This is a genomic window from Amycolatopsis methanolica 239 (assembly GCF_000739085.1).
Lineage (GTDB): Bacteria > Actinomycetota > Actinomycetes > Mycobacteriales > Pseudonocardiaceae > Amycolatopsis_E > Amycolatopsis_E methanolica.
Genome location: NZ_CP009110.1, coordinates 1,412,786 through 1,431,794, shown reverse-complemented (window position 1 = coordinate 1,431,794; position 19,009 = coordinate 1,412,786). Strand labels below are relative to the sequence as shown.

At 71.8% G+C, this 19,009-nt stretch carries 22 protein-coding genes and 1 pseudogene; 5 read left to right on the top strand and 18 right to left on the bottom strand.

The annotated features are described in order from the left end of the window. Positions 1-105 precede the first annotated feature (105 nt). Positions 106-858: an alpha/beta fold hydrolase gene (locus tag AMETH_RS06995; RefSeq protein ID WP_017987350.1), complete on the bottom strand. Its 753-nt coding sequence runs from the start codon at positions 856-858 to the stop codon at positions 106-108. Positions 859-896: 38 nt separating this feature from the next. On the opposite strand from AMETH_RS06995, the gene AMETH_RS06990 reads away from it, so the two are divergent. Then, on the top strand, positions 897-1,433 hold the full coding sequence (locus AMETH_RS06990) for a GNAT family N-acetyltransferase (protein ID WP_017987349.1): 537 nt from the start codon (positions 897-899) through the stop codon (positions 1,431-1,433). Here AMETH_RS06990 and AMETH_RS06985 read toward each other — a convergent pair. After that, the gene (locus tag AMETH_RS06985) at positions 1,430-1,729 is read right to left on the bottom strand and encodes a hypothetical protein (protein WP_017987348.1); all 300 of its coding nucleotides are present in this window, start codon (positions 1,727-1,729) and stop codon (positions 1,430-1,432) included. The two genes, AMETH_RS06990 and AMETH_RS06985, sit on opposite strands and share 4 nt — an antisense overlap. Positions 1,730-1,745: 16 nt before the next feature. Further along, positions 1,746-3,179, bottom strand: coding sequence for an MFS transporter (locus tag AMETH_RS06980; RefSeq protein WP_020486772.1), 1,434 nt, complete (start codon positions 3,177-3,179; stop codon positions 1,746-1,748). Between the two features lie 128 nt (positions 3,180-3,307). On the opposite strand from AMETH_RS06980, the gene AMETH_RS06975 reads away from it, so the two are divergent. Then, positions 3,308-3,871 carry a TetR/AcrR family transcriptional regulator gene (locus tag AMETH_RS06975; protein WP_017987346.1) on the top strand — a complete coding sequence of 188 codons (564 nt, stop codon included), beginning with the start codon at positions 3,308-3,310 and terminating at the stop codon, positions 3,869-3,871. A 743-nt stretch (positions 3,872-4,614) separates the two neighbouring features. Here AMETH_RS06975 and AMETH_RS06970 read toward each other — a convergent pair. Beyond that, positions 4,615-5,739: an alkaline phosphatase family protein gene (locus AMETH_RS06970; RefSeq protein WP_026153886.1), complete on the bottom strand. Its 1,125-nt coding sequence runs from the start codon at positions 5,737-5,739 to the stop codon at positions 4,615-4,617. Positions 5,740-5,796: 57 nt separating this feature from the next. Here AMETH_RS06970 and AMETH_RS06965 point away from each other — a divergent pair, with 57 nt between their 5' ends. Then, positions 5,797-6,003, top strand: coding sequence for an FmdB family zinc ribbon protein (locus tag AMETH_RS06965; RefSeq protein ID WP_017987344.1), 207 nt, complete (start codon positions 5,797-5,799; stop codon positions 6,001-6,003). Here AMETH_RS06965 and AMETH_RS41355 read toward each other — a convergent pair. The 8 genes and pseudogenes from AMETH_RS41355 to AMETH_RS06930 all read right to left on the bottom strand — a co-directional run bounded on the left by AMETH_RS41355 (position 5,997) and on the right by AMETH_RS06930 (position 13,559). Next, on the bottom strand, positions 5,997-7,163 hold the full coding sequence (locus AMETH_RS41355) for a 3-hydroxyacyl-CoA dehydrogenase family protein (protein WP_410468245.1): 1,167 nt from the start codon (positions 7,161-7,163) through the stop codon (positions 5,997-5,999). The genes AMETH_RS06965 and AMETH_RS41355 overlap by 7 nt on opposite strands. Before the next feature lie 117 nt (positions 7,164-7,280). Then, positions 7,281-7,729 (bottom strand): annotated as a pseudogene (locus AMETH_RS42410) (3-hydroxyacyl-CoA dehydrogenase family protein); the annotation flags it as partial. 467 nt (positions 7,730-8,196) lie between these two features. After that, complete coding sequence (dhaM, locus tag AMETH_RS06955; protein WP_017987343.1) at positions 8,197-8,871, bottom strand: dihydroxyacetone kinase phosphoryl donor subunit DhaM; 675 nt, start codon at positions 8,869-8,871, stop codon at positions 8,197-8,199. After that, complete coding sequence (gene dhaL / locus AMETH_RS06950) at positions 8,868-9,491, bottom strand: dihydroxyacetone kinase subunit DhaL (RefSeq protein WP_017987342.1); 624 nt, start codon at positions 9,489-9,491, stop codon at positions 8,868-8,870. Before dhaL ends, dhaM begins: the two co-directional genes overlap by 4 nt. A 4-nt stretch (positions 9,492-9,495) precedes the next feature. Further along, positions 9,496-10,497, bottom strand: a complete 1,002-nt coding sequence (gene dhaK / locus AMETH_RS06945; RefSeq protein WP_017987341.1) for a dihydroxyacetone kinase subunit DhaK — start codon at positions 10,495-10,497, stop codon at positions 9,496-9,498. Positions 10,498-10,532: 35 nt separating this feature from the next. Next, the gene (locus AMETH_RS06940; protein ID WP_223843072.1) at positions 10,533-11,525 is read right to left on the bottom strand and encodes a DUF3558 domain-containing protein; all 993 of its coding nucleotides are present in this window, start codon (positions 11,523-11,525) and stop codon (positions 10,533-10,535) included. Positions 11,526-11,572: 47 nt separating this feature from the next. Beyond that, positions 11,573-11,845: a hypothetical protein gene (locus AMETH_RS06935; RefSeq protein WP_026153885.1), complete on the bottom strand. Its 273-nt coding sequence runs from the start codon at positions 11,843-11,845 to the stop codon at positions 11,573-11,575. A gap of 13 nt (positions 11,846-11,858) precedes the next feature. Further along, positions 11,859-13,559 (bottom strand): sodium:solute symporter family protein, encoded by a 1,701-nt coding sequence (locus tag AMETH_RS06930; RefSeq protein WP_026153884.1) that lies wholly within the window; start codon positions 13,557-13,559, stop codon positions 11,859-11,861. Positions 13,560-13,764: 205 nt separating this feature from the next. Between AMETH_RS06930 and AMETH_RS37760 the strand changes: the two genes are divergently transcribed. After that, a complete protein-coding gene (locus AMETH_RS37760) occupies positions 13,765-13,947 on the top strand; it encodes a hypothetical protein (protein WP_156131621.1) in 183 nt (60 codons plus the stop codon). Between the two features lie 54 nt (positions 13,948-14,001). On the opposite strand, the gene nucS is transcribed toward AMETH_RS37760, so the two are convergent. Beyond that, the gene (gene nucS, locus AMETH_RS06925) at positions 14,002-14,661 is read right to left on the bottom strand and encodes an endonuclease NucS (RefSeq protein WP_026153883.1); all 660 of its coding nucleotides are present in this window, start codon (positions 14,659-14,661) and stop codon (positions 14,002-14,004) included. Positions 14,662-14,707: 46 nt separating this feature from the next. Here nucS and AMETH_RS06920 point away from each other — a divergent pair, with 46 nt between their 5' ends. Continuing rightward, complete coding sequence (locus AMETH_RS06920) at positions 14,708-15,235, top strand: NUDIX domain-containing protein (protein ID WP_209436889.1); 528 nt, start codon at positions 14,708-14,710, stop codon at positions 15,233-15,235. Here the strand turns inward: AMETH_RS06920 and AMETH_RS06915 are convergent. The 5 genes from AMETH_RS06915 to AMETH_RS35530 form a co-directional block, all read right to left on the bottom strand. Beyond that, positions 15,180-16,316, bottom strand: coding sequence for an MFS transporter (locus tag AMETH_RS06915; RefSeq protein ID WP_017987334.1), 1,137 nt, complete (start codon positions 16,314-16,316; stop codon positions 15,180-15,182). The genes AMETH_RS06920 and AMETH_RS06915 overlap by 56 nt on opposite strands. 162 nt (positions 16,317-16,478) lie before the next feature. Further along, complete coding sequence (locus tag AMETH_RS06910; protein ID WP_017987333.1) at positions 16,479-16,745, bottom strand: hypothetical protein; 267 nt, start codon at positions 16,743-16,745, stop codon at positions 16,479-16,481. Position 16,746: 1 nt separating this feature from the next. Next, entirely contained in the window at positions 16,747-17,358 is a 612-nt protein-coding gene (locus AMETH_RS06905; protein WP_017987332.1) for a DUF4190 domain-containing protein, read from the bottom strand. 228 nt (positions 17,359-17,586) lie between these two features. Next, a complete protein-coding gene (locus AMETH_RS06900) occupies positions 17,587-18,360 on the bottom strand; it encodes an enoyl-CoA hydratase-related protein (RefSeq protein ID WP_017987331.1) in 774 nt (257 codons plus the stop codon). A gap of 9 nt (positions 18,361-18,369) precedes the next feature. Then, positions 18,370-18,993 carry a hypothetical protein gene (locus AMETH_RS35530; RefSeq protein WP_017987330.1) on the bottom strand — a complete coding sequence of 208 codons (624 nt, stop codon included), beginning with the start codon at positions 18,991-18,993 and terminating at the stop codon, positions 18,370-18,372. Positions 18,994-19,009: the final 16 nt, after the last annotated feature.

The window sequence follows — 19,009 nt, the reverse complement described above, 5'->3', positions numbered from 1 at the left end:
CGCAGGGGGCGTTCCGACGCTGGCGGCGCGTGCGCGTCGCGGGCGCTGCCCTGGCTGGGGCCGTCCAGCTGTTGAGGTGGCGACGCGAACCTCCGCCGGGCACCTTCACGCGAAGGGCCACCAGCCCAGGATCGCCTCGATGACCATGGCCGGCGCTTCCAGCGGCGTGAGGTGCCCGGCCTGGGGCACGACCACCAGTTCGCCGCTGGGCAACGTCTCGGCCATCGCCTGGGCGCCGTGGGGTGGGGTGAGCCCGTCGTCCTCGCCCACGATCACCAGGGCGGGCACGTCGGTGGCGGCCAGCAACGCGGTGGAGTCCGGCCGGTCGGCCATCGCGCGAGCGGCCCATGCCACGCCCGCCGGGGGTTGGCTGTCGATGAGGTCACGCACCGTCTCGACCACGTCTGGGCGGGTCTCGCGGGTCTCGGCGCTGAGCACGTTCGGCAGCATGGCCTCGGCGAGCCAGCCGGTCACGCCCTCGGACTCGGCGCGCAACGCCAGGTCCCGCCGGGCCTGGGCCGCCTCGGGCGCGTCCGCGGTCGCCTTCGTGTCGATGAGGACCAGCCCGGCGACGCGCTCGGGCGCGGCGCGCAGCACGGCCATGCTCACGTAGCCGCCCATGGAGCAGCCGCCGAGCACGACCTGCTCCAGTTCGAGCTTGTCGAGCAGGGCGACCACGTCCCGGGCGGCGTCGTCGAGGCTGGGCTCGCGGTCGGTCCCGGGCAGCGGCGTCCGCCCGAGGCCCCGCTGGTCGGGCGTGATCAGCCGGTGCCGGGTGGTCAGACCGCCGCGGACGGGGTTCCACATGCGGGCGTCCACCGGGAAGGCGTGGAGGAGGACCAGGGGAAGATCAGCCATACCGAGATTGTGCTGGACCGGCGCGCTACCTTCGCCCTGTGAGCGTCGAGTGGCGGGAGATCCGCACTGACCGCCTGTTGCTGCGGCCACTGCGCCCGGAGGACCGGGACGACGTCGTCGAGATCCAGACCGACCCGGGGACCAACCGCTACCACCCCGCGCCGCCCGGCGAGGAGGAGACCGAGGTCAAGCTCACCGCCTGGCTCGAACACTGGAAGGCCCACGGGTTCGGCTACCTCGCGGTGGTGCCGCTCGCCACTGGTGCGGTCGCGGGTATCGGCGGGCTGCAGCACCTGGAGTTCGGCGGCGCCCGGCTGCTGAACCTCTACTACCGTTTCCGGCCCGGGGTGTGGGGGCGCGGCTACGCGACCGAGATGGCCCGGGCGGTGGTCGAGTGGGCGGAGCGGGAGCTGCCCGAGTTTCCGGTGCAGATCAGCGTGAACATCGCCAACGAGCCGTCACTGCGCGTCGCGGAGCGGCTCGGGTTCACCGTCTACACCGAGACCTTCTACGACGGCGCCGTGTCCCGCCACTTCCGGAAGCTCCCGAAGCCCGAAGACGCGCGGCGGGCCTAGAAGCGCTTGCGCGTCGGGCCGCGGCGGCCGCGCGCGTCCCAGCAGGCGCGGTGCCAGTGCCTGCGATCGGCCACCGAGCCGAGTTCGTCGGCGGGCCAGGCCACCACGTGCGGCACGCCGGGCTGGATCTCGTGGTCGCAGCCGGGGCAGCGGTACACCTTGGTCGCCTGGCTGCCCGGGACGCTGCGCACCAGCCAGTCACCGTCCGGACCGGACTCGGCGTGCGCCCAACCGGGAGCCGCCCCGGCGCGGTCGGCGTCGGGGCGGCCACGGTGTGGTCGGTTGCGGCGGGGCACCCGGCCACGGTAACGCCTACGCGGCGCGGTCCGCGTCGCGACGGAAGGTGAGTGCCACCACGAAGGTGAGGCACGCGATCACCACCGAGCCGGCGAACGCGGTCGTCATCCCGGTGACCAGCACGTCGTGCGGCGAGCCGGTCGCGGTGCGGGTGGTCGCGCCGAAGATGGTGACCAGGATGGCGAGGCCGAGGGTCGCGCCGGTCTGCTGCATCGTCTGCAGCACACCGCCCGCCGCGCCGGCGTCCCGCGCCGGGACGCTGCCCATGATGATCACGTTGAGCGGTGAGAAGGCCAGTCCCATGCCCAGTCCCATGAGGACCATCGGGCCGAGCACACCGGTCAGGTAGGGAGTGCCGGTTGCCAGCTGCGTCAGCCAGCCCACCCCCGCGATCATCGACAGCGTCCCGGCGATCGCGACCGGCTTGGGCCCGAACCGGGGCAGCAGCCGTGGGATGGCCCGGCTCAGCGCGAACACCAGCAGCGCCATCGGCAGGAACGCGAACCCGGTGCCGAGCGCGTTCATGCCCCGCACGTCCTGCAGGTACTGGGTGAGGAAGAAGAACATCGACATGCCCGCCATCGGGCCGAGGAAGAAGTTGGCGTACGCGGCGGCTCGATTGCGGTCGGCGAACAACCGCAACGGCAGCAGCGGCTCGGCGGTGCGGACCTCGACGGCGAGGAACGCGCCGAGCAGCACCAGCCCGGCGATCAGCGAGACCAACGTCAGCGTGTCCGACCAGCCCGCCTCGGCGGCGCGGATGAAGCCGTAGACGAGGGCCGCCACCCCCACCGTCCCGGTCACCGCGCCGGGCAGGTCGAGCCGTGCCCGCTGCCGCGGCGGCTCCACCACGAACCGGGCGGCCAGTGCGGCCACCACCAGTCCGAACGGCACGTTGATGAACAGCACGGCCCGCCACGACAGCCACTCGGTGAGCAGCCCGCCGAGGATGAGGCCGACCGCGAACCCGGCGCTGGACATGCCGGAGAACAGGGCGAGCGCGCGCAGCCGGGCGCGGGCTTCGGTGATGGTCGTGGTGAGCAGGGCCAGCGTGCTCGGCCCCGCGGCGGCGGCGCCGAGGCCCTGCGCGATCCGCGCCACGATCAGCCACTCGGCCGATCCGGCCAGGCCGCCGGCGAGCGAGGCGGCGGTGAACAGCAGCACGCCGCCGGCGAACATCCGCTTGCGACCGAAGAGGTCGCCCGCGCGTCCGCCGAGCAGCAACAGACCACCGAAGACGAGGGTGTAGCTCGACATCACCCAGCTCAGCGAGGCCGCGGTGAACCCGAGGTCAGCCTGGATCCGGGGCAGCGCGACGTTCATGACGGTGATGTCGAGGACGATCATCAGCTGGCAGGTGAGCAGGGTTGCCAGCACCACGCCGGGGCGTGGCCGCGCCGCGGTCGCGGCGACAGCCGTGCCGGACGCGGGCAGCGTTGTCTCAGACAAGAAGTCTCCGTCGAAAGAGGACGACAGAAGCGGACAAACTCTCCGCTTCGATGGAGCTAGCATATGGAGAATGTCTCCGGTTGCGCAAGGGCATCCGGAGAATGTGTCCGGTTTTGAGGGTGAGGCGCATGGCGGCACCGCGGCCGATGCGGGCTGACGCGCGGCGCAACTACGAACGGATCCTGGTCACGGCTCGCGAGGCGTTCCGGGAGCACGGACCGGACGCCCCGCTGGACGACATCGCGCGCCGGGCCTGCGTGGGCGCGGGCACCCTCTACCGGCACTTCCCCACCAGGGAGACGCTCATCGAAGCCGTCTACCGCGACGACATCGAGCGGCTGAGCTCCGCCGCACACAAGTTGCTGGAGGAGCACGAGCCAGCGGAGGCGCTGGAGCTGTGGATGCGCGAGCAGGTCGCGTTCGTGCTGCACAAGCGCGGGCTGGCGGCCACGCTGAAGGCGGCGATGGACCGGGATTCCGAGACGTTCGCCGTGTGCAAGACGCTGATCAACGACGCCGCCGCAGTGCTGCTCAGCCGGGCGCAGGAAAGCGGCGCCATCCGCGACGACGTGCGACCGCGCGACCTGCTCCTGCTGGGGCACGGGGTGGGCGTGGCCGCGGAAGGCAACGACGAGACGGCCGAGCGGCTGCTCACCGTGCTGCTGGACGGCCTGCGCCGGCCGAAGCCCTGAGCCGGCGGGGATTCCACGCCGCCTGCCCCGATCCACGTCCAAGGCAAACGGCCGGCAGGAATTCGACGGTCGCGGCTCCCCGATTGACGGGAATCCAGCCACCGGGGGTTCCACGGCAAGGGGGATCCGGCCGACCGGGATCCCACGCCGAGCGAGCGGCTCCGCGCCGCCCACCTGCCCCCGATCGACGACTGACAGCAGCCCGCGCGGAACCGGCGCCTCAACGGTGCGCAACCGCCAGCGGCACCAGCCGCCCAGCGCCCCAACTACGCAACCGCCAGCGGGGCCAGCCCGCAGCGCCTCAGTGGCGCAACCGCCAGCGGGGCCAGCCGTTCGGCGCCTCAACGGCGCGCAATCGCCGACGGGGCCAGGCGCTCAGCGCCCTGCCGGTCCGCAACCGCCAGCGGCACCCAGTCGCTCGGCCCTCAGCGCCACCAGCCGCCCAGCGCCTCAACGGTTCGCAACCGCCAGCGGCACCCAGTCGCTCAGCCCCTGAACGGTGCGCAACCGCCAGCGGGCCCCTCGCCCAGCGCCACAACCGTGGGCGACCGGCCGGCGAACCCCCGCGCTCCGCGCCTCAGCGGCGCGCAACCGCCAGCGGGGCCAGGCGCTCAGCGCCCAACCGTGCGCAATCACCAGCGGCGCCCAGTCGCTCGGCCCTTCAGCGGCGGCCAATCGCCGGCAGAACGAGGCGCGGTGCCTCAAGGGCGCGCAACCGCCGACGGCACCCGCCGATCAGCGGCTCAGCGGTGCGCGATCGCCAGCGGGACCAGTTGCTCGGCGGGCGTCATGGAGCCGTGTTGGCCGATCAGCTTCGACTCCAGCGGCTCGGCCGTGCGGCGCAGCATCCCGAAGTCGTCCCGGGCGGCGGCTATCACGTCGCCGAAGCGGGAGCGCACCCGGTCGCTCACGCGCGGCCCCAGCCAGCCCGCCGCGATCGCCTCGTCCCGGCGCGTCACCCACGCCCGCGGACCCAGCACCGAGCGCCACGTGGCCAGCACGTCCTCCGCCGCGCCGGGCTCGGTGTACACGTGCCGCACCCGCGGGTCCCCACCGAACGCCCGCACTCCGGACCGCAACTCCGGCGTCACGTCGATGTCGATCACGTTGGCGCCCAGCGCGACCATCCCGTGGTCGGCCACCACGGCCAGCACCCGGCCGGGCGGCAGACCGTCCACAAGCAACTCGACGAGCCGGTCGACCTGCCTCAGCTGCATCACCCACGCCGGCGAACCCGGGCCGTACCGGTGACCGAGCTCGTCCAGCTGGCCGTGGTAGGCGTAGCAGAACCCAGGCGACTCGCGCAGGGCGCGCAGCGTCTCCGCGGCCAGGTCACCCATCGCGTACACGCCGCGGTACTCCGCGCCGCGCTGCACCGCCCGCGTCAGCGGCGAGTTCGCGAACTTCGCCTCGGCCACCACCACCGCCTCGACACCCGCCGCGGCCGCCCGCTCGAACGTCGTGGGCAACGGCTGGACGTCCTCCGGCCGCAGGTCCAGCTCGCCGCCGCCGGGATGCTCGCGCCAGCGCAAGGCGTTGAGCACACCACAACCAGGCACCTCGAAGGTGTACCCCGCCATCCCGTGCTCCCCCGACGCGACCCCGGTCCCGATCGCGGCCAGCCCGGCGACCGTCGTCGACGGGCAGCCGACCGTCAGCGTCGCCTTCGCGAGCTCGGTCAGCACCGGCGCGTCGTCGGCGTGCGCGCGCAGCAGCTCCGAACCCAGACCGTCGATCAGCAACACACAGACTCCGGCAGCATCGGGCAGGCCTAGCGTGTCGACGCAACCAGGCACACCCAGCGTCGCGAGGACCGACGGCACAACCTCGGCGAGATGCCCCTGGCCGGACAGCGTTGGCAGCTCCACATGGTCAGCTTGGCAGGAAAGTGGCTCCGAGCGCACGCCTTACCCGATAATGACGACATGCCGACCTACGCCTACCGCTGTCGCGAATGCACCGGCACCTTCGAGGTGAACCGGCCGATGAGCGAGTCGAGCGCGCCCGCGACCTGCCCCGAGGGCCACACGGACACGGTCAAGCTGCTCACGACCGTCGCCCTGACCGGTTCCGCCGCAGGCGCGCCCGCGGGCGGCGGTTGCTGCGGCGGCGCCTGCGGCTGCGGTCACTGAGCGGTGTAGTCCGCGAACCCCTTCCCCGTCTTGCGGCCCAGCCGCCCGGCCGTGACGAGGTGTTCCAGCAGCGGCGCGGGTGCGAAGCCCTCCTCGCGGAACTCGTTGAACAGCGTCCGCTGGATCGCCAGCGACACGTCGAGCCCGACGACGTCCAGCAGCTCGAACGGGCCCATCGGCAGCCCGCACCCGACCTTCATCGCGATGTCGATGTCCGCGGCCTGCGCGTAGTGCGCCTCGAGCATCTTCACCGCGTCGTTCAGGTACGGGAAGAGCAGCGCGTTCACGATGAAGCCGGCCCGGTCACCGCAGTGCACCGGGTGCTTGCCGATCGCCGCGCAGACCGCGTGCGCGGTGGCCACCACGTCGGGTGCGGTGGCGACCGTGCGCACCACCTCGACCAGCTTCATCACCGGCGCCGGGTTGAAGAAGTGCAGCCCGACCACGTCGCCGGGGCGCTCGGTCGCGGCCGCGCACTCGATCACCGGCAGCGACGAGGTCGTCGTCGCGAGGATCGCGCCCGGCTTCGCGACCGCGTCCAGCGCGGCGAACACCTCCTGCTTGACCGCGAGGTCCTCGGCCACCGCCTCGACCACCAGGTCCACACCGGACAGCGCGTCGAAGCCGGCGACCGGCGCGGTCCTGGCCAGCGCCGCGGCGCCGTCGGACTCGGAAAGCTTGCCCTTCGATACCGCCCGGTTCACCGACTTCGCGATCCGCGCCACCGCGGCCTCGGCCTTCTCGGTGGTGCGCGCGCGGAGGACGACGTCGTACCCGCGCTTGGCGAACACCTCCGCGATCCCGGTCGCCATCGTGCCGGTGCCGATCACGCCGACCGCACGAACCGCCCGCACTTCACCGGGGTCCACGGGTGCGACGCCAGGCGCCGAGTCAACGACGACCGGTGAGTCCGGGCCCTCGTAGGTGTAGAACCCGCGACCGGACTTCCGGCCGAGCAGGCCCGCGGTGATCATCTGCTTGAGCAGCGGCACGGGCGCGTGCAGCCGGTTGCGCGACTGCCGGTACATCGACTCGAGGATCTCGTATGCGGTGTCCAGCCCGATCAGGTCGAGCAACGCGAGCGGGCCCATCGGGTACCCGCAGCCGAGGCGCATCGCCGCGTCGAGATCCTCGCGCGTGGCGTAGCGCTGCTCGAACATCCGCACCGCGTGGTTGAGGTAGCCGAACAGCAGGGCGTTGGCGATGAACCCGGCGCGGTCGCCGATCACGACCGGCGTCTTGCCGAGGCGCTCGGCGAACCCGGTGACGTCGGCGATCACGTCCGGCTCGGTGACGACGGTCCGGACGATCTCGACCAGCCTGAGCACGGGCGCCGGGTTGAAGAAGTGCATCCCGACGACCTTGCCGGGGCGCGAGGTGTGCACGCCGATCTCGGTGACCGACAGGGACGACGTGTTCGACGCGAGGACCGCGCCGGGTCCGACGATCTTGTCCAGCTGGGCGAACACCTCGGCCTTGAGGTCGAGGCTCTCCGGGACGGCCTCGATGACCAGGTCGGCTTCGGCGAGGTCGGTCAGCGAGGTGGTGTAGGTGATGTGGGTCAGGAGGGCCGCGCGGTCGTCTCGTCGAGCTTGCCGCCGGTGAGCGCGCGGGCCGTGGACTGCTCGACGTGCCCGCGGGCGCGCGTCACCGCGGCGGAGTCCACCTCGACGCCGATCACCCGGATGCCGCTGCGGGCCAGGACCTCCGCGATCCCGGAGCCCATCGTGCCGAGCCCGACCACGCCTGCCGTTTCGATCGTCCGCGCCATAGCGGCCTCCGGGTTACTCGTCGGTAGCCCTCGATGGTGCCACGCGGGGCGACCGGACGGGAGGTGTATCGAATCAGGTGTACCCGCGCGAGTTCCACCGCCGCTGGGCTTGGTACCGGGAGACGGGCGGCGGCGTGGACGCGGATCGCAGTCCGGCCGGATACGGGTGTCGATCGTGAAGGTGGGACTCGCGCTGGCGAGTGGGGAACAGGCGGCCAGGAGCGTGGGACTCGCGGCGACGAGTGCAGACCTGCGACCAGCGGCGCGGGCTCGCGGGCCAGGGACGCATGGCTCGAGACCGCGAGCGCCGCGCTCGCGACCGCCAGCGCCGCACGGCCGGCAAGCGCGGGGCCGCGGTCAGGAGCGCGTGGAGGCGCCGCGAGGGCCGCGTGCGGCCCAGCGGCGAAACGGCAGGCGAACCGTCAGGCGGGGTCGCCGAAGTTGTCCTCCACCAGGTCCTGCACCACGCGCAGCGCCTCGGCCGCCTGGGGGCCGCCCGCGCGCACCTCGATCCGGTCCCCCTTCCGGGCGCCGAGCGCCATCAGCGCCAGCACGCTGTGCGCGTCGGCCTCCTGGTCGCCCAGCCGCACGCTCACCTCGGCCTCCAGCTCGGCCAGGCTGCGTGCCAGCACCGCCGCGGGGCGGGCGTGCAGGCCCACCTCGTTGGTCAGCGTCAGCTCCACGCAATCCGTGGCCTGCTCCGCCGGCGCGGCCAGCTCCGGGGGCGCGGCGGCCGCCGTGGCGGCTTCCAGCACCCCGGCCCGGTCGGCTCCGTTCTGCGCCGCCACCGCCGCCGCGACCGTGCCCTCCACCAGCGGCGCGTCCGCCACCCCGACGGCGGACGGGTCCGCCAGCGATTCGACCGCGAGCTCCGCCGTCATCTGCGCGCTGCCCAGGTCGTAGAGCAGCACGACCCCGGACCCGGAATCGGCGCGCTGCACGGCAGCCACCACCGAGTCGTAGTCCGTGCCGATCCCGCCGCCGGGCAGCCCGCCCGCCGGCACGATCGTCACGTCGGGCGCCATCTGCGCGGCGACCTCGGCGACCCCTTCGGCGAGCTTCGCGCTGTGCGACACCAGCACCAGGCCGACGCTCATCGGGCCGCCTCGGCGAACGCGGCGAGCAGCAGCGACGTCGAGCGTGCACCCGGGTCGAGGTGACCCGCGCTGCGCTCGCCGAGGTAGGACGCCCTGCCCTTCCGCGCGACCAGGTCCACAGTGGACTCGGCGCCGGTGGCCGCGCCCTCGGCGGCCGCCGACAGGACGGCCGCGACGTCCCCGCCGCCCGCCTTCTCCGCCGCCGCGACCGCGGGCAGCAGCGCGTCGACCATCGTCTTGTCGCCCTCCACCGCCTTGCCGCGCGCCCGCACGCCTTCCAGCCCCGCCCGCAACGCGGCCACGACCTCCGCCGCGCCCAGCTCCGGCTGGTTCGACACCACGGTCGACGCCCGCAGGAAAGCCGTGCCGTACAACGGCCCCGCCGCGCCGCCGACCTTCGAGATCAGCGTCGTCGCCGCGAGCTTGAGCACCCCGCCCGGCGTCTCCGGCAGGGCGCTGTCCAGCGCGGCCACCACGGCCTGGAACCCGCGGTTCATGTTCTCGCCGTGGTCACCGTCCCCGATCGCCCGGTCGAGTTCGATCAGTTCGGCGCGGTGCTCGGCGATCACGGCCGCGGCGCCCCGCAACGCGTTCGCGACGCCCTCCGGCGTGCATCCCATGTCCTCAGGCCTTCCAGCGCAATGCGGCGGTGTTCACCGGCGCGTCCCACAGTTCGGTCAGCTCGTCGTCGAGCTTCAGCAGGGTCAGGCTGATGCCCTGCATCTCCAGGCTGGTGATGTAGGGGCCCACCAGCCGGCGTTCGACCATGATGCCGCGATCGGCCAGCAGCCGCTCGGCGATGCCGTGCGCGAGGTACAGCTCGACCAGCGGGGTGGCGCCCATCGAGTTGGTGAACAGCAGCACCCGGTCGCCCTCGGTGAACGGCAGGTCCTCGACGACCGCACCGACCATGCGCGCCACCAGCTCGTCGGCGGGCTCGGCCTTGATCCGCTCGCGGCCCGGCTCGCCGTGGATGCCGATGCCGAACTCGATCTCGTCGGCGCCGAGGTCGAAGCTGGGCTCGCCGACGTGCGGCACGGTCGGCGCGGTGAGCGCGACCCCGATCGACCGCACCTGGCCGATGACCTTGCGCGCCAGCGCTTCCACCGCGTCCAGCGAGTCGCCCCGCTCGGCCGCGGCGCCGGCGATCTTCTCCAGCAGCACCGTGCCGCCGACGCCCCGGCGTCCCGCGGTGTAGGTCGAATCGGCGACCGCGACGTCGTCGTCGATCACCACGCTGCGCACTTCCAGGTCCTCCGCCGCGGCCAGCTCGCCCGCGGTCTCGAAGTTCAGCACGTCACCGGTGTAGTTCTTGACGATCAACAGGGCGCCTGCCGCGCCGGTGGTCGCGCTGATGGCGGCCTGCACCGCGTCCGGCGTGGGCGAGGTGAACACCGCGCCGGGCACCGCCGCGTCGAGCATGCCGACGCCGACGAACCCGCCGTGCAACGGCTCGTGCCCGGACCCGCCGCCGGAAATCACCGCGACCTTGCCGTCCACCGGCGCGTCGGCGCGCACGACCACGTTCGGGTCCTCCTGAACACGCAGGATGTCCGCGTGCGCGGCGGCCAGCCCGCGCAGCGACTCGGTGACCACGTCGGCCGGATCGTTGATGATCTTTTTCATGCCCGCCTCCTGACTCCGTCGTCGCCCCTTTCCTATCAGGACTTGGGCAGCTTGGGCAGGATCGTGTCGACAATGCGCCGCGCTTTCCCGCACGAGTCGTCCTCGGCGGCGTCGTCGTGGAAGTTGTCGTACTCGAACTTCACGACCTCGCCCTCGCCGTCGCCGGTCCGCAAGTGGGTCCACGCGATGGTGCAGCTGTTGCCCGCCGTGGTCCGCTTCTCCTGGTAGCCGGTGATCCCGCCGCCCAGGTCGACGCGCGTTCCGTCGTCGCCGTCGGAGGGCTCGACGGCCTCGGAGATCCGCAGGTAACCAGTGGCGTTGCCGCCCGACCAGTGGCACTCGTGCAGGCCGCCGGGCCGCTTCTCGGTGCTGCGGCCGAGGACCTCGGCGGCGACCGCATCGTCCACCAGCGTGCACGGGTCGAGCGGCACGGCCGAGTTCGCCGCGCGGGTCATCCGGGGCGGCGAGCCGTGCATCTCGGCGACGACCTCGCGGATGACGGTCAGGCCGGCGCCACAGGCGTCCCCGCCCTGGTAGGTGACCTGGACGGAGATGCCGATGGCAGGCGTCTCGGAGGTGACCGCGGTGACCACGCAACCCTCGTTCTCGGTGGTGTCCGGGTCGTCCAGGTCGCTCTCGACGACCGGCAGGCCTTCGACGGTGCCGACCGGGGTCGTGGAGGACAGCAGGAGCGTCTCCCCCATCGTGAGGCTCAACCGGGCCTCCTTGCCGCCCGCGTCGGTGACCTCGACGGCGCAGCCGTCCAGCCCGGTCGGGTGGAGGCTGTCCTCGACCGGCGTGCCGACGCCGGTGACGGTGTCGCCCTGCAGCACCCCGCACGGGTCGACGGTGCGCAGCGCGTCCGTGCTGACCGCGGCGTCGTCGACCGGACCGGTGGCGACGCTGGTCTGCGTGACGGTCGTGCGCGGGAAGTTCTGCTTGCCGAGGTCCGGTCCGGCGCACGCGGAAACGGTCAGTGCGAGCAGGACCACGGGGACGAAACGGCGAGGCCGGGCGACATGGTGCACGCGGTGCACCGTAGCCGCCCGGCCTCGCCGGGATGTTCCGAACCTGCCTATCCGGCCGGGGTCTCGTCGCCTTCCGGCACCGGGACCCGGATCGGCCGCAGCACGGCCCACAGCACGAACAGCGCGGTGAAGATCAGCATGCCGATGCCGGCCCACAGGTTGATGTTCACGCCCGCCGCCTTCTGCAGCTCGGCGTCGTCGGTGAACGCGATGCCCATGATCGTCAGGACCACGCCGTACACACCGGTCAGCAGCGCGATGATCAGCCGGATGTCGAACGCGCCTGCGCGGCGCGTGCGCACGGGGGTTTCGCTAGCCATGTCTGCCAACCTCCTAGAAGGCGATGTTCAGCGCGATCGTGAGGACCAGGACGATGCCCGCGAGCAGGCCCGGGTTGCGGTACCAGCCCGCGTCCTCGCCGGTGGTGGAGCGCTTGAGCGACTCCCGCGGGGTCAGCGAGTAGACCAGGCCGGTCAGCTCGGAGGCCTCGCGCGGCTTGGTCACCATCGTGACCGCCACGCTGACCGCGATGTCGACCACGAACGCCGCACCGGCGCCGATGAAGCTGGCGCCCTGGCCGGGCAGGTCCCACACGCCGGTCTCGGCGAGCAGGAACACCACGATGGCCGACGCGGTACCGGACAGCAGACCGATCCAGGCCGCGGCCGGGGTCATGCGCTTCCAGAACATGCCGAGGATGAACGTGGCGAACAGCGGCGCGTTGAAGAACGAGAACAGCTGCTGCAGGTAGTCCATCAGGTTCGAGTACTGCGACGCGATGGCCGCCGTGCCGATGGCCAGGACCGTGGCGCCCGCGGTGACCCAGCGGCCCATGTTCAGGTAGTACGAGTCCGGCTTGTCCTTCTTGATGTAGGCCTGCCAGATGTCGTACGTGAAGACCGTGTTGAACGAGCTCAGGTTCGCCGCCATGCCCGCCATGAAGGAGGCCAGCAGACCGGCGATGGCGACACCGAGCACACCGTTGGGCAGCAGATCGCGCATCAGCAGCAACAGCGCGTCGTTGAAGGTCGCGCCGCTGGGCGCGGAGCCGCCGTCGATCAGGGCCTGCTTGTTCTCGCCCTGCAGCTCGGTCACGGTGACCGCGGCGATCATGCCCGGGATGATCACGATGAACGGAATCAGCATCTTCGGGAACGCGCCGATGATCGGGGTGCGCTGGGCCGCCGACATGCTCTTCGACGCCATCGCGCGCTGGACCTCGACGAAGTTCGTCGTCCAGTAACCGAAGGACAGCACGAACCCGAGACCGAACACCAGGCCCAGCACGGACAGGAAGTTGCTGCCGAAGCCGGTGAGCTGGTTGCCCGGCCAGGATTCCAGCTGGGCCGCGCCGCCGGGGCCGCCGGAGACCTTGTCGACCAGGCCGTCCCAGCCGCCGACCTTGTAGAGGCCGACGATCGTCAGCGGCACCAGCGCGGCGACGATGACGAAGAACTGCAGCACCTCGTTGTAGATCGCGGCGGACAGGCCGCCGAGCGCGGTGTAGGCGAGCACGATGACGGCGGCGACGACGATCGACACCCAGATCGGCCAGCCCAGCAGCAGGTTCACCACGCTGGCCAGCAGGTACAGGTTCGCGCCCGCGATGAGGATCTGGGCCAGCGCGAAGCTGATGCCGTTCGTCAGGTGGGCGCCGGTGCCGAAGCGGCGCCGCATGAACTCCGGCACGCTGCGGACCTTCGACCCGTAGTAGAAGGGCATCATCACGATGCCGAGGAACAGCATCGCCGGGATCGCGCCGATCCAGAAGTAGTGGGCCGTCGGCAGGCCGTACTGCGCGCCGTTGGCCGACATCCCCATCACTTCGATGGCGCCGAGGTTGGCGGAGATGAAGGCGAGCCCGGTGACCCAGGCAGGCAGGGAACGGCCGGACAGGAAGAAGTCGATGCTGCTCGACACCTGTTTCCGGGCCAGGTAGCCGATGCCGAGCACCAGCACGAAGTAGAACGCGAGCAACACGTAGTCGATCGCGTGCGCATCAAGTCGCAGGTTCGCTGCGGCTAGGACGGGCACCGATGCCACCTCCGGGAGTCCAACATCTCCGAACAAAAATCACCACGATCGAGTGACGAGCGCACATTACTACGCGGTATCCCAGCCGTGCACGCCAGCGGGTGCGCCTTGACCGTGTCGAGATCAAACCGGTGACAACCCAACAGCGCGGCGTCACCCAGCGCAACTCGGCGCCCGATCGTGATCGTGATCCACGTCATGGGAGATGCGAAACGTCGCGGAAAGCGCCCGTTACCCAGCGGCAATGCGCCTTCGATTGCCTTCGCCGGTCGCCGGATACGGCGGCGTACCCACCGTTGACAATTTTCGAGGGAGGACCCCGGTGAGCCTGAACGACCTGGTCTACGGCCTGATCAACCTGATCAGCGCGATCGTCAACAGCATGTGATGTGAACGGGGATTCGCCGCACCACGTCCGGCGTGGTGCGGCGAATCCGCGTGTTCAGAACAGGCGGAGATCGTCGGATTCGGTACCGCGGAGGGCGTCGTAGTCCAGCGTCAGGCAGCGGATGCCGCGGTCCTCGGCAAGGGTGCGCGCCTGCGGCTTGATCAGCTGCGCGGCGAACACGCCCTGCACCGGCGCCAGCAGCGGGTCGCGGTTGAGCAGCTCCAGGTAGCGGGTCAGCTGCTCGACGCCGTCGATCTCCCCGCGGCGCTTGATCTCCACCGCCACCGAGCCGCCGTCGGCGTCGCGGGCCAGGATGTCGACCGGCCCGATCGCCGTCGGGTACTCGCGGCGGACCAGCGTGTACCCCTCGCCGAGCGTGGTGATGTGCTCGGCGAGCAGCTCCTGCAGGTGCGCCTCGACGCCGTCCTTCTGCAGGCCCGGCTCGGCCCCCAGGTCGTGGCTGATCTCGTCGATCCGCTCTTCGATGGTGATGACGAGCTTCTCGCCCGCCTTGTTCTGCACCGTCCAGACGTCGCCGTCCTCGATGAGCCAGCAGGGCGGGCTCATCCAGTTCAGCGGCTTGTAGGCGCGGTCGTCGGAGTGCACCGACACCGAGCCGTCCGCCTTGATGAGCAGCAACCGGGTGGCCATCGGGAGGTGGGCCGTCAGACGGCCGGCGTAGTCCACTTGGCAACGAGCGATCACGAGACGCACCCGGCGAGGGTAGAAGATGCTTCGGCAGACTGGTCGCGTGGATCCCATCGAACGGCTCGGCTCCCGCGAGGTGTACCGGAACAACTGGATGACGGTGCGCGAGGACGGCATCCGCCGCCCGGACGGCTCGACCGGCATCTACGGCGTCGTCGACAAGCCGGACTACGCGCTGGTCGTCCCGCTCGACGGCGACCGGCTGCACCTGGTCGAGCAGTACCGGTACCCGCTCGGCCTGCGGCGCTGGGAGTTCCCGCAGGGCACCGCGCCCGGGCTGGCCGAGCTGGACCCGCTGGAGCTGGCGGCGCGTGAGCTGCGGGAGGAAACCGGGCTGGTGGCCGGTTCACTGACCGACCTCGGGCTGCTGGACGTCGCGCCGGGCATGTCGAGCCAGCGCGGCCGGGTCTACCTGGCGACGGAGCTGGTCGAGGGCCCGCACGAGCGTGAGCACGAGGAACAGGACATGCGCACGGCGTGGTTCAGCCGGGACGAGTTCGAGAAGATGATCGCGCGCGGGGAGATCACGGACGCCCAGTCGATCGCGGCGTACGGGCTCCTGCTGCTGCACGAACGCTGACCATCGCGACAGCGCCGAGGAGCGGGCCGATCGACAGCAGGGTGACCGCGTCGCGCCAGCCGGTGAGGTCGGCGAGCAGCGGGAGCAGCTGGATGGTGATCGCGCTGACGACGAACCCGGCGGCGGTCATCGCGGTGAGGGCGGTGCCGGCGTAACGCGGGTCGGCGACCTCGGACAGGGCCGCGGAGAACTGCGCGGAGTCGGCGATCACGGCGGCGCCCCACACGAGCAGCAGCGGCGCGAGCAGGGGCGTCCCCCACGCGGCGACGGAGAGCAGACCGCAGGCGGCGCTGGTGAGCATGGCGCCGGTGGTGACGGCCGCGCGGCCGAAGCGGTCGGCGAGGACGCCGCCGAGCAGCGCCCCGGCGACGCCCGCGACGCCGATGGTGGCGAAGGTGTCGCCGTCGCCGGCGGCCGCGACATAGCTGGGCAGCCAGGCCCACAGCGCGTACAGCTCCCACATGTGGCCGAAGTAGCCGAGGCAGACCAGGCGTTGCGCCCGGTCGCGGGCCATGCGGAGCAGGTAGCGGGGTTCCCACGGCGGCGACGGGCGCCAGTCCGGCCCCGGCCGGACCAGAGTGAGGGCGATCGGGGCGGCGAGGAGGGCCAGCGCCGCGGCGATGACCAGCACGATCCGCCAGTGGCCGGCGCCGCCGAGGAGGCTGGGCAGCGCGGAGCCGAGGGTCAGCGCGCCGACGAGGACGCCGAGCGCGGTCCCGCGCTGACGCGGGAACCAGGAGACGACGATCTTCATGCCGACCGGGTAGACGGCCGCGAGGGCGAACCCGGTGATGAACCGGAGCGGGGCGGCTGCCGCGGACCCGGCCGACGGGAACGCGAACGTGGCGGCCGCACCGAGCGCACTGCCCGCGGCGACGAGGACCTGCGGCCGCGTGCGATCGGCGAGGTTGACCGCGGCGGAGACGACGGCCCCGGTGGCGAACCCGAGCTGCACGGTGATGGTCAGGAGGATCCCCGCCTGCCGCGAGAGACCCCACTCCGCGCGGAGCGCCGGGACCACGGTGGACGCGGAGAACCAGAGGCTCATGGCGAGCACCTGCACGAGGGCGACGAGGGCCAACTGAGGTCCGCGCCGCCGGAGGATCACTCGTCGTGCTTATTGGCGGTGGGTTGGCGCGGTCAATCGCGGGGCACGGTGCTTCATCCGATCGCGTGGAACCGGTCCCAGGCCGTGGAACGCGGGGTCCCGTCTCAGGGACCCCCCGTGCCCCGGCCGGCTGGGTCAGCCGGTTTGCGCGGTGAGCAGTACCACCAACGCGACGTAGAGGGCGGCGGACACCACAGGAATGATCACCAGCACCCACATCAGGATGCGGCCGATCGAGTGCAGCACCGAAAGCTGCTCCAGCGCGATTTGCCGCGCCGCTTCTTCAGGGCTGTCGGCCTCGACGATGTTCCGGTGACTGCCCTGAATCGGAGCGGCGTGGATCCAGTTCCAGGGCCGCATCAGCCCGAGTCCGGTCAGGTCTCTGGGCGCGGTCTCGGTCACGTCAGTGGCCCGTGTAGGAGCAGATCGCGGCCACCAGGTTCGAGTTCTCGGCGACCGGCTTGCCGTCCACGGTGATCTTGCAGCTGTTCGGCCGGGCGTTGACGTCGGTGGTCACCGGCGTCACCGTGACCGACGTGAAGCCGAGTTCCTCGACGCCCAGGGTCTTGGACCAGGTCTGCCCGGCCTCGACGATCTCCTGGTTGTTCACGCTGAGCCCGCTGGTCCAGTTGAGGTTGCTCCGCTGACCTGTGGTCACCTCGAGCAGGATCTGGTGCGCTGCCGCAGCCGGGTCGCCACTGGTCGGGGTCGAGTCGTTGACCTTGTCGACCGCGGCGCCGAACACGGCGGTCCACAGGATGCAGATCACGAGGCCGACCGCCGAGCACACGACGCCCGCGACGGCGAGCCCCTTGTTCGTCGCGGCGCCCTTGGTGGCGCGGGAAACGCCGACGATCGACAGGATCAGGCCGATGATGACCAGCGGCCACGCCACGACGCCGACGAGCGGGATGAAGGCGAACACGAGGCCCACGAGTCCGAGGACGAAACCCGCGGTGCCGAGGCCGTTCTTCGGCTGCGCGTGCGCGGGCGGGGCATAGGGCGGATGAGTCACGAGCGTTCCTTGAGTGCGTGCGCAGCGGGCCGTCCCGCATGCGTCGCACCGTGAATCGCCGCGTGCTCCGGGTTGTAACAGCGTTCAGGCGGGCGAACCGGCAGAAGTGGATCTTGACCGCGGTCGCCCACGGTGGCGCTGAAGTGCGCGAACGACCACCGTTCCGGACGTGACGGAACGTGGTGGTTGAATTTTCAGTTCACCCGAACAGAGCAGTCCGAGCATCCCTCACTCGGGCCACTCCGGCTTCCGCTTCTCCAGGAAGGAAGCCATCCCCTCCCGCGCCGCCGGCGTTTGCGACGCCGCCGCCATCACCTCGACCGCGATGGCGTACGCGTCGGCCTCCGGGCGGTCCAGCTGCGCGTACAGGGTCTGCTTCCCGAGCGCCTTGCTGGCCCGGCTGCCGCGCGTCGCCCTGGCCAGCAGGTCGGCCACCGCCGCGTCCAGGTCCTCGTCCGGCACCACCCGGTTCACCAGGCCCCACTCCAGGGCGGTCGCCGCGTCGATGACGTCCCCGGTCAGCGCCAGCTCCATCAGCCGCTTGCGCCCGATCGCCCGCGCGACCGGCACCGCCGGCGTGTGGCAGAACCAGCCGCCCTTGCCACCGGGCAGCGCGAAACCCGCCGAGGCCGCCGCGACCGCCAGGTCGCACGACGCGACCAGCTGGCACCCCGCCGCGGTCGCCAGTCCGTGCACCCGCGCGATGACCACCTGCGGCACCGACTCCATCGTCCGCATCAGCCGGGTGCACAACGTGAGCAGGCTCCGCACCCCCGTCAGGTCCCGCGACGCCACGTCACCGAAGTCGTGCCCCGCCGAGAACACCGGGCCCGCGCCGGCCAGCACGACGCCCGTCGCGTCGGTCGTGGCCGTCTCCTCGAACGCCGCCAGCAGCTCGGCGAGGTGGGCTTCGGACAGGGAGTTGCGGCGGGCGGCCCGGTTCATCGTGATCGTCACCGTCGCGTCGTCGCGCTTGACCAGGATGTGCTCGTACTCGGCCATGGCCCGACGCTACCTCGCGGCGGCCGTGTTGTGGTACCCGAAGACGCGCCGCTCCCGCGCGGTCACCGTCGACATCACCCGGTCCCGCCACGGCGTGCTGGTCGCGTGCCGGTAGGCAGGCGACTCGAACAGCGACACGTCCGCGATCTCGTGGAAGGCCAGCAGATCCGGCCCGGCCCCCTCGACCCGCCGGTACCGCCGGATCCGGTGCCAGCCGGGCAGCTCCAGCAACAGCGGCACGTGCTCCTCGCGGTACCAGCGCTCCAGTTCGGCGGCGTCGCCGGACAACGCCACCGACACCACCACCGGCGCCGGCGTCTCACAGTCACCCCAGGCCCCGGTCAGCTCGTAGACCCGCCGGTCGAGCGTCGCCAGCCGCGAGACCACCGACTGCTCCCGCGGGCTCCGCCGCCGCGCGACCTCGTACCCCGGGCTCGCCAGCGCCGCCAGGTCCAGCTCGTACCAGGCCAGCCACGACGGCCGCGCCCCATCCAGAGCGCGGTACCGGTACCCGCTGCGGATCCCCGGCACCCCGACGCGCGCGGGCGCGTGCTCGTTGTCGTACCAGTCGTGGAACTCCGCCTCGGCGACCTCGCCCGGCTCGGACAGCACGTACAGCAGTCCCTCCGTCATCCGCCACTCCTCCCCC